Consider the following 8,881-nt stretch of genomic DNA (forward strand, 5'->3'; position numbering starts at 1 on the left):
CGGCCTGAGCCTTGAGGACAACACGATGAAATACCGCCTGGGCGACGCCCGCGTCGAAACCCATCCACAGAGCTGGGTTGCGCCCAATGCCGTGCTGGTGGGCAAGGTCAAGCTGGAAGAGGGCGCCAACGTCTGGTTCAACGCCGTGTTGCGTGGCGACAACGAACTGATCCTGATCGGCAAGAACAGCAACGTCCAGGACGGCACCGTGATGCACACCGACATGGGCTACCCGCTGACCATCGGCACCGGCGTGACCATCGGCCACAACGCCATGCTTCACGGCTGCACCGTCGGCGACTACAGCCTGATCGGCATTAACGCGGTGATTCTCAACGGCGCGAAAATCGGCAAGAACTGCATCATCGGCGCCAATTCGCTGATCGGTGAAAACAAGGAGATTCCCGACGGTTCACTGGTCATGGGCTCGCCCGGTAAAGTTGTGCGCGAACTCACCGAGCCGCAGAAGAAAATGCTCGAAGCCAGCGCCGCCCACTATGTGCACAACTCCCAGCGCTATGCCCGCGATTTGGTCGAGCAGGAAGAATGAACACCACCGAACGACCGGTTTTATCGCCCTGCGTCAATATCTGTGCGCTGGACGAGGATGACATCTGCACCGGGTGCCAGCGCACGGTGGAGGAGATTACCCGTTGGAGCCGGATGAACAACGAAGAGCGCCGCAAGGTGTTGGGGTTGTGTCATGAGCGTGCGAAGTCGAGCGGGTTGGTTTGGATGATCGGGGCCAAGTCGGATAAATGAGGTGCGGCCTTCGCGAGCAAGCCCGCTCCCACATTGATCGTTGTGAGCACTGATCCAATGTGGGAGCGGGCTTGCTCGCGAAAGGGCCACCACTGTCACCACATCTCTTGGCCCATCCAACTCCCTGAAGTACCCTGTGCCCCAAATTGACAGGTATCCCCAAGCCCCATGCTCTTCCTGATCGCCTACATCAGCAGCGTCGTGCTGATCAACTACGCCTTTTCCACCGCTCCGCACCTGGACATCATCTGGTCCGCCTGGGGTGGCCTGGTGTTTGTGCTGCGCGACATGGTGCAGACCCGTTTCGGCCACGGCGCCATTGCCGCGATGCTGGCGGCGCTGGTGTTGTCCTACGTGACGTCCGACCCGTCCATCGCCCTGGCCAGCGCCACGGCGTTCGCGGTGTCCGAGTGCATCGACTGGCTGGTGTTCAGCATCACCAAGCGCCCGTTGCACGATCGCCTGTGGATAAGTTCGGCCCTGAGCATCCCTCTCGATACCTTCATCTTTTTCGGCATGATCGGCGCGTTCACCCCGGCCGTGATCCTCACCGCCATGGGCTCGAAGTTCGCCGGCGTGACGGTCGTCTGGCTGATCATGGCTTGGCGCCTGCGCAAACAGGCCGTCGCCAGCTGAAGCCAAACCCTGCGGTTCATGTAAAATGCCGCGCTTTCTCCCCATGGGAAGTGCGCCATTGGCGCGTCCCTCGATGATCCGCTTCTTTGAGGACCTGAGATGACCCGTATCGGAACTCCATTGTCGCCCACCGCGACCCGCGTATTGATGTGTGGCTGTGGCGAGTTGGGCAAGGAAGTGGTGATCGAGCTGCAACGCCTGGGCGTTGAAGTGATCGCCGTGGATCGCTACGCCAACGCGCCGGCCATGCAAGTCGCCCATCGCAGCCACGTGATCAACATGCTCGACGGCGCGGCCCTGCGTGCCGTGATTGAAGCCGAGAAGCCGCACTTCATCGTGCCGGAAATCGAAGCCATCGCCACCGCGACCCTGGTTGAACTGGAAGCCGAAGGCTTCACCGTGATCCCGACCGCTCGCGCCACGCAGTTGACCATGAACCGCGAAGGCATCCGTCGCCTGGCCGCTGAAGAGCTGGACCTGCCGACCTCGCCGTACCACTTCGCCGACACCTTCGAGGACTACAGCAAAGCCGTTGAAGACCTGGGCTTCCCTTGTGTAGTCAAACCGGTGATGAGTTCCTCGGGCAAAGGCCAGAGCCTGCTGCGCAGCGCCGACGACGTGAAAACCGCGTGGGATTACGCCCAGGAAGGCGGGCGTGCCGGTAAAGGTCGGGTGATCATCGAAGGCTTTATCGATTTCGACTACGAAATCACCCTGCTGACCGTGCGCCACATCGGTGGCACCACGTTCTGCGCGCCAGTCGGCCACCGTCAGGAGAAGGGCGATTACCAGGAATCCTGGCAGCCGCAAGCCATGAGCCCGATTGCCCTGGCCGAATCCGAGCGCGTCGCCAAAGCCGTGACCGAAGCCCTGGGTGGCCGTGGTCTGTTTGGCGTCGAACTGTTCATCAAAGGTGATCAGGTGTGGTTCAGCGAAGTCTCGCCGCGCCCGCATGACACTGGCCTGGTGACCCTGATTTCCCAAGACCTGTCGCAGTTCGCGCTGCACGCCCGGGCGATTCTGGGCCTGCCGATTCCATTGATCCGTCAGGTCGGCCCTTCGGCGTCGGCGGTGATTCTGGTGGAAGGGCAGTCGACCCAGACCGCGTTCGCTAACCTCGGCGCCGCGTTGAGCGAGCCGGACACGGCGTTGCGCCTGTTCGGCAAGCCTGAAGTGAATGGCCAGCGCCGAATGGGCGTGGCGTTGGCGCGGGATGAGTCGATTGAAGCGGCTCGTGCTAAAGCGACCCGTGTTTCTCAGTCTGTCGTAGTAGAGCTGTAAACCGAGGCGCGGCCTTCGCGAGCAAGCCCGCTCCCACATTAGTTTTGTGACCGACACAGATCCAATGTGGGAGCGGGCTTGCTCGCGAAGCTTTTGCTTTTGCTCAGGCCACCCGATTCAAATCGTTATGCCGCGTCTCTTTCAGGCACAGCACCGCAATCAAACTCAGCACCGCCGCCGCCGACACATACCCGCCGACATAACTCAAACCGCCCATCGCCACCAGTTTCTGCGCAAAGAACGGCGCCGCCGAGGCTCCGACAATGCCGCCCAGGTTGTAGGCTGCCGACGCTCCGGTGTAGCGAACGTGGGTCGGAAACAGCTCCGGCAAAAGCGCCCCCATCGGCGCGAATGTCACGCCCATCAGAAACAACTCGATGCACAAGAACAGCGCCACGCCCCAGGTCGTACCGTGGGTCAGCAGCGGCTCCATCAAGAAGCCGGACAAAATCGCCAGCACGCCCCCGATGATCAGCACCGGTTTGCGCCCGTAACGGTCGCTGGCCCAAGCCGACAACGGCGTGGCCGCAGCCATGAACAACACCGCAAAACACAGCAGCGCGAGGAAGGTTTCGCGGGTGTAGCCGAGGGTCGAAACCCCGTAGCTGAGGGAAAACACGGTCGAGATGTAGAACAGCGCGTAGCAGACCACCATCGACCCGGCACCTAGCAACATCGGCGCCCAGTACTGGCTGAACAGCTCGACCAGCGGAATCTTCACCCGCTCCTGGCGCGCCATGGCGTTGGCGAACACCGGGGTTTCGTGGAGTTTGAGGCGCACGTACAGGCCAACCATCACCAGCACGGCGCTCAACAGGAACGGAATCCGCCAGCCCCACGAGCGGAATTGTTCGTCGTCCAGGGTCATGGCCAGCGTCAGGAACAATCCGTTGGCAGCGAGGAAGCCAATCGAAGGGCCGAGTTGCGGGAACATGCCGAACCACGCGCGTTTACCCTTGGGCGCATTCTCCGTCGCCAGCAGCGCCGCGCCGCCCCATTCACCGCCCAGCCCTAGGCCTTGGCCGAACCGCAGCACGCAAAGCAGGATCGGCGCCCAGGCCCCAATGCTGTCGTAACCCGGCAGCACGCCAATCAGCGTCGTGCACACGCCCATCAGCAGCAAGGATGCGACCAGAGTTGATTTACGCCCGATACGGTCACCGAAGTGGCCGAACAGCGCCGAGCCCAGCGGTCGCGCCAGGAACGCGATGCCGAAGGTGAGAAACGCCGAGAGCATCTGCGCAGTGCCGGAAGTCTGCGGAAAAAACACCGGCCCGATCACCAGCGCAGCGGCGGTGGCGTAGACGTAGAAGTCGTAGAACTCGATGGCGGTGCCGATAAAACTCGCGGTGGCCACGCGCGTGGCGGAGTTCGTCGGCTGGGCAGGCGTGGTGTCGCTGTAAGCGGTGCTGGTCGTCATGCGGTGATCCCTGACAGTCATGCTCCAGTGGAGCGAATTATTATGGTCGAACACCCAGGGATGTGGGTTTAACGCAGCGTGCGGGTAGCACGGGGTGGGGCGGGGCTTGGGTAAGCGGCTCGATTATAGGAAGGCGGCTAACGATTCAACAAGGGGGGTTGAGGCAGGGGAGGTCTTTATGAGCTTGGGGTCACACAAAATCCATGTGGGAGCGGGCTTGCTCGCGAAGGCGGACTATCAGTCAACATCTCTGCTGATTATGAAATCGCCTTCGCGAGCAAGCCCGCTCCCACAGGTTCTGTGCGTTGAAAATAAGGGGCGCGTCAGATCTTGGACAGGACCGGAACCGAACTGGTATGCCAGACCAACACCCGCGTAACGCGGTTGTCCTCGGTCTCAAGGATCTCCAGCCGATAACGCCCGATCTTCAGGCAAACCGCGCTTTCCGGAATGGTTTCCAGGGCCTCGGTCACCAGGCCGTTCAGGGTTTTCGGGCCATCGCTGGGCAGGTGCCAACCCAGGCTTTTGTTCAAATCGCGAATCGACGCGGCGCCCTCAATCATCAGTCGGCCATCGGCCTGCGGGTGAATGTGCGGGTTGTCCAGGCTGTGCTCGCTTTCGAACTCACCGACGATTTCTTCGAGGATGTCTTCCAGGGTCACGATGCCGAGCACTTCGCCGTACTCGTCCACCACCATGCCCAGTCGCCGCTGTTGCTTGTGGAAATTCAGCAACTGCAACTGCAGCGGGGTGCTTTCCGGTACGAAGTAGGGTTCGTGGCAGGCCGCCAGCAACGCTTCGACGGTCAGGCTGGCATCCGGCAGCAGGTGGCGGATCTGCCGGGTATTGAGCACCGCTTCGACCTGATTGATGTCGCTATGGAACACCGGCAGGCGCGTGCGGCGGTTGTTGCGCAGTTGTTCGATGATTTCTTCGAGGGAGTCGTCGAGGTTGATCCCGTCAACGTCACTGCGCGGCACCAGGATGTCGTTGACCGTGATGTTGTCCAGCGCATGGATACCGGACAGCGCGTGCGGGCGGGAAGGCGCGTGTTCGTGTTCGTCGTGGCGATCCGTCTGCGCCTCGTCTTCGCTTTGCTGCACTACTTTGACTTTGCGGGCGAACGGTCGCATCAGCAACTGGCTGAAGCCATTGAGCAGCCAGGCCGCGGGGTAGATGATTTTCAGTGGCGCGCCGAGCAAGGTGTTGCCCAGGTTCAGGATCGCGTCCGGGTAGCGCACGGCCAGGGTGCGCGGCAGGTAGTCGGCGAACACCAGCAGGATCACACCAGCGCCGACGCAGGCGGCCCATGGGCCGTTTTCCGCCCAGGTGAAAATCGCCAGCAACGTGCTGATGACCATGACCAGTGCGCGGCACAGGGTGTTGCAGAAAATCAGGCTGTTGAGCGGAAAGCTCAGCTTCGCCAGGGGCTTGTCGCTCGCCCGTGAAGCGGTGCGTTGGGCCAGCAGATGCTGTTGCGCGACTTCGATGGCGGTAAACAACCCCGACCACAAAATCAGCAGGGCGATCACTGCGAGCATCGGCCCTATGGGCAAGTCGTCCATTATTGCCGCCCGTCAGATGTGCAGAATGTATTCACGAACCAGCTTGCTGCCGAAATAGGCCAGCATCAGCAGGCAGAAACCGGCGAGGGTCCAGCGGATCGCCTTGTGTCCGCGCCAGCCAAGGCGATTACGGCCCCACAGCAACACGCTGAACACGATCCAGGCCAGGCAGGCCAGCAGGGTCTTGTGCACCAGATGCTGCGCAAACAGGTTCTCGACGAACAGCCAGCCGGAGATCAGCGACAGCGACAGGAGGGTCCAGCCGGCCCAGAGGAAGCCGAACAGCAGGCTTTCCATGGTTTGCAGCGGCGGGAAGTTCTTGATCAGCCCGGATGGGTGCTTGTTCTTTAGCTGGTGATCTTGCACCAACAGCAGCAAGGCCTGGAACACCGCGATGGTAAACATGCCGTAGGCGAGGATCGACAAGAGAATGTGGGCGAGGATGCCCGGCTCTTCGTCGATGACCTGTACCGTGCCGGCCGGGGCGAACTGCGCCAGGAGCACGGTGGCGGCGCCGAGCGGGAACAGCAATATCAGCAGGTTCTCCACCGGTATCCGCGAGCAGGCCAGCAGGGTCAGGGCGATAACGGCTGCGGCAATCAGGCTGGCGGCACTGAAGAAGTCCAGGCCCAGGCCAATTGGCGTCAGCAGGTGGGTGAACAGGCTGGCGCTGTGAGCCAGCACGGCCAGTACGCCCAGCGTGACCAGCAGGCGCTTGTTCGCCTTGGCACCGGAGGCCAGGCGAGTGCCTTGATAGATAGTCGCAGCGGCATATAAGCAGGCGGCGGCGAGAGTGGTAAGCAAACTGGGTGACAAGGGGAGCATAAATCCTGTTAGGCAAGCCCGAAAGGCGCTGAGTTTGGCATAGAACCCACATGGCACGAAAGACCATAGAACCTGACAGCGAGGTGTCCGCCAGACGCAGTCTTCGCTATAATCCGCGACCTGCCCACGCCGCAGGCTCGCCGAGCACATGTTTATTCCGGTCTGGGCCGCCATTATCCCGGTCTACACAGGGCCTGAAAGGATCGCGCAATGTTTGAAAACTTAACAGACCGTCTCTCGCAGACGCTGCGCCATGTCACCGGCAAGGCCAAGCTGACCGAGGACAACATCAAAGCCACCCTGAGCTAAGTTCGCATGGCGTTGCTCTAAGCAGACGTCGCCCTGCCTGTGGTCAAGGACTTCGTCAATTCGGTCAAGGAACGCGCCGTCGGCACCGAAGTGTCGCGCAGCCTGACGCCGGGCCAGGCCTTCGTGAAGATCGTCCAGGCCGAACTCGAAAGCCTGATGGGCGCGGCCAACGAAGACTTGAACCTGAGCGCCGTTCCGCCCGCCGTCGTATTGATGGCCGGTTTGCAGGGCGCGGGTAAAACCACCACCGCTGGCAAACTCGCGCGCTTCCTTAAAGAGCGCAAGAAGAAAACGGTCATGGTCGTGTCCGCGGACGTTTACCGTCCGGCGGCGATCAAGCAGCTGGAAATGCTGGCTGGTGAAGTCGGCGTTACCTTCTTCCCATCCGACCTGAGCCAGAAGCCGGTCGAGATCGCGCAAGCCGCTATTAAAGAAGCAAAACTGAAATTCATCGACGTAGTCATCGTCGATACCGCCGGTCGTCTGCACATCGACGAAGAGATGATGGGCGAGATCAAGGCGCTGCACGCCGCGATCAACCCGGTCGAAACCCTGTTCGTGGTCGATGCCATGACCGGCCAGGACGCCGCCAACACGGCCAAGGCCTTCGGTGATGCACTGCCGCTGACCGGTGTGATCCTGACCAAGGTCGATGGCGATGCCCGTGGCGGTGCCGCCCTGTCGGTCCGCGCCATCACTGGCAAGCCGATCAAGTTCATCGGTATGGGCGAGAAGAGCGAAGCGCTCGAACCGTTCCACCCCGAGCGTATTGCCTCGCGCATCCTCGGCATGGGCGACGTGCTCAGCCTGATCGAACAGGCCGAAGCGACCCTCGACAAGGACAAGGCCGACAAACTGGCCAAGAAGCTGAAGAAGGGCAAGGGCTTCGACCTCGAAGACTTCCGCGATCAGCTGCAACAGATGAAGAACATGGGCGGCCTCGGCGGCCTCATGGACAAACTGCCGAACATCGGCGGTGTGAACCTGGCGCAAATGGGCAATGCCCAGGGCGCGGCAGAGAAGCAATTCAAGCAGATGGAAGCCATCATCAATTCCATGACCCCGGCCGAGCGCCGCGACCCTGAGCTGATCAGCGGTTCGCGCAAACGTCGGATCGCCATGGGTTCCGGCACCCAGGTGCAGGACATCGGTCGCTTGATCAAGCAACACAAGCAGATGCAGAAGATGATGAAGAAATTCTCCGCGAAAGGCGGAATGGCCAAAATGATGCGCGGCATGGGCGGTATGTTGCCCGGCGGCGGTATGCCGAAGATGTAAAGAATCCGCGCAAGGGCTTGCTCTTGCGCTGTCCACAGCAATGTGGGAACTCCAGCAAACCCGCACTTGGCGGGAGCTGACTGGCCGTTTTCAACGACGGCTCTATAGCAAATCTTGATGGCGACCGGAAGGCCGCCGGAAAAAGACATTTGCAAAAGTCCGGATATTCCTTAGAATATGCGGCCTTTCGGGCACCTATGCCCGCTGTGCCTTTAGATTTGCAGCACCGACTACAGGAACGATGTTCACATGCTAACAATCCTTCTTGAACTTGGCGGCTCAAAAAATCGACCGTTTTACCACTTTACCGTAACCGACAACAGAAACCCGCGCGACGGTTCGCACAAGGAACAGGTTGGTTTCTTCAACCCTGTTGCTCGTGGTCAAGAAGTTCGTCTGTCCGTGAACCAAGAGCGCGTAGCCTACTGGCTGAGCGTTGGTGCACAACCTTCTGAGCGTGTTGCTCAGTTGTTGAAGGATGCATCTAAGGCTGCGGCCTGAGCAATATGAACGCGACGCCTGCCATTGCTGATGATTTGATCGTTATCGGCAAGATTTATTCTGTTCATGGCGTTCGCGGCGAAGTGAAGGTTTATTCCTTTACGGATCCGACTGAAAACCTGTTGCAGTACAAAACCTGGACGCTCAAGCGCGAAGGCAATGTGAAACAGGTCGAGCTGGTCAGCGGACGCGGGAACGACAAGTTCCTGGTCGCAAAGCTCAAGGGTCTTGATGATCGGGAAGAAGCGCGTCTTCTGGCCGGTTATGAGATCTGCGTGCCGCGCAACCTGTTCCCTGAATTGAC

Annotated in this window: 9 protein-coding genes and 1 pseudogene; 7 read left to right on the forward strand and 3 right to left on the reverse strand. The window is 60.5% G+C overall.

Annotated elements, in window-relative coordinates:
• The first annotated feature begins 25 nt into the window (after nucleotides 1-25).
• The 4 genes from ACIQY3_RS32980 (at nucleotide 26) to purT (ending at nucleotide 2,679) form a co-directional block, all read left to right on the forward strand.
• Nucleotides 26-550, forward strand: a complete 525-nt coding sequence (locus tag ACIQY3_RS32980; RefSeq protein WP_054616048.1) for a gamma carbonic anhydrase family protein — start codon at nucleotides 26-28, stop codon at nucleotides 548-550.
• Entirely contained in the window at nucleotides 547-762 is a 216-nt protein-coding gene (locus ACIQY3_RS32985; protein WP_403028596.1) for a DUF1289 domain-containing protein, read from the forward strand. Before ACIQY3_RS32980 ends, ACIQY3_RS32985 begins: the two co-directional genes overlap by 4 nt.
• Before the next feature lie 168 nt (nucleotides 763-930).
• Nucleotides 931-1,398 (forward strand): preQ0 transporter, encoded by a 468-nt coding sequence (locus tag ACIQY3_RS32990; protein WP_403028599.1) that lies wholly within the window; start codon nucleotides 931-933, stop codon nucleotides 1,396-1,398.
• A gap of 99 nt (nucleotides 1,399-1,497) precedes the next feature.
• Nucleotides 1,498-2,679, forward strand: a complete 1,182-nt coding sequence (purT, locus tag ACIQY3_RS32995) for a formate-dependent phosphoribosylglycinamide formyltransferase (protein WP_403028601.1) — start codon at nucleotides 1,498-1,500, stop codon at nucleotides 2,677-2,679.
• Nucleotides 2,680-2,782: 103 nt separating this feature from the next.
• Here purT and ACIQY3_RS33000 read toward each other — a convergent pair whose 3' ends face one another.
• The 3 genes from ACIQY3_RS33000 to ACIQY3_RS33010 all read right to left on the reverse strand — a co-directional run bounded on the left by ACIQY3_RS33000 (nucleotide 2,783) and on the right by ACIQY3_RS33010 (nucleotide 6,489).
• A complete protein-coding gene (locus ACIQY3_RS33000; protein WP_403028604.1) occupies nucleotides 2,783-4,099 on the reverse strand; it encodes an MFS transporter in 1,317 nt (438 codons plus the stop codon).
• Between the two features lie 323 nt (nucleotides 4,100-4,422).
• Nucleotides 4,423-5,664: an HlyC/CorC family transporter gene (locus ACIQY3_RS33005; protein ID WP_403028605.1), complete on the reverse strand. Its 1,242-nt coding sequence runs from the start codon at nucleotides 5,662-5,664 to the stop codon at nucleotides 4,423-4,425.
• Nucleotides 5,665-5,676: 12 nt separating this feature from the next.
• Nucleotides 5,677-6,489, reverse strand: a complete 813-nt coding sequence (locus tag ACIQY3_RS33010; protein WP_403028608.1) for an inner membrane protein YpjD — start codon at nucleotides 6,487-6,489, stop codon at nucleotides 5,677-5,679.
• Nucleotides 6,490-6,699: 210 nt separating this feature from the next.
• On the opposite strand from ACIQY3_RS33010, the pseudogene ffh reads away from it, so the two are divergent.
• The 3 genes and pseudogenes from ffh to rimM form a co-directional block, all read left to right on the forward strand.
• Nucleotides 6,700-8,076 (forward strand): annotated as a pseudogene (ffh, locus tag ACIQY3_RS33015) (signal recognition particle protein).
• Nucleotides 8,077-8,325: 249 nt separating this feature from the next.
• On the forward strand, nucleotides 8,326-8,577 hold the full coding sequence (rpsP, locus tag ACIQY3_RS33020; protein WP_403028611.1) for a 30S ribosomal protein S16: 252 nt from the start codon (nucleotides 8,326-8,328) through the stop codon (nucleotides 8,575-8,577).
• A 5-nt stretch (nucleotides 8,578-8,582) separates the two neighbouring features.
• Nucleotides 8,583-8,881: ribosome maturation factor RimM (gene rimM / locus ACIQY3_RS33025; RefSeq protein WP_403028612.1), on the forward strand; the 299-nt coding region annotated here is incomplete at its 3' end.

Origin of the sequence: Pseudomonas sp. NPDC096950 (assembly GCF_044762525.1) — a bacterium.
Classification (GTDB): domain Bacteria; phylum Pseudomonadota; class Gammaproteobacteria; order Pseudomonadales; family Pseudomonadaceae; genus Aquipseudomonas.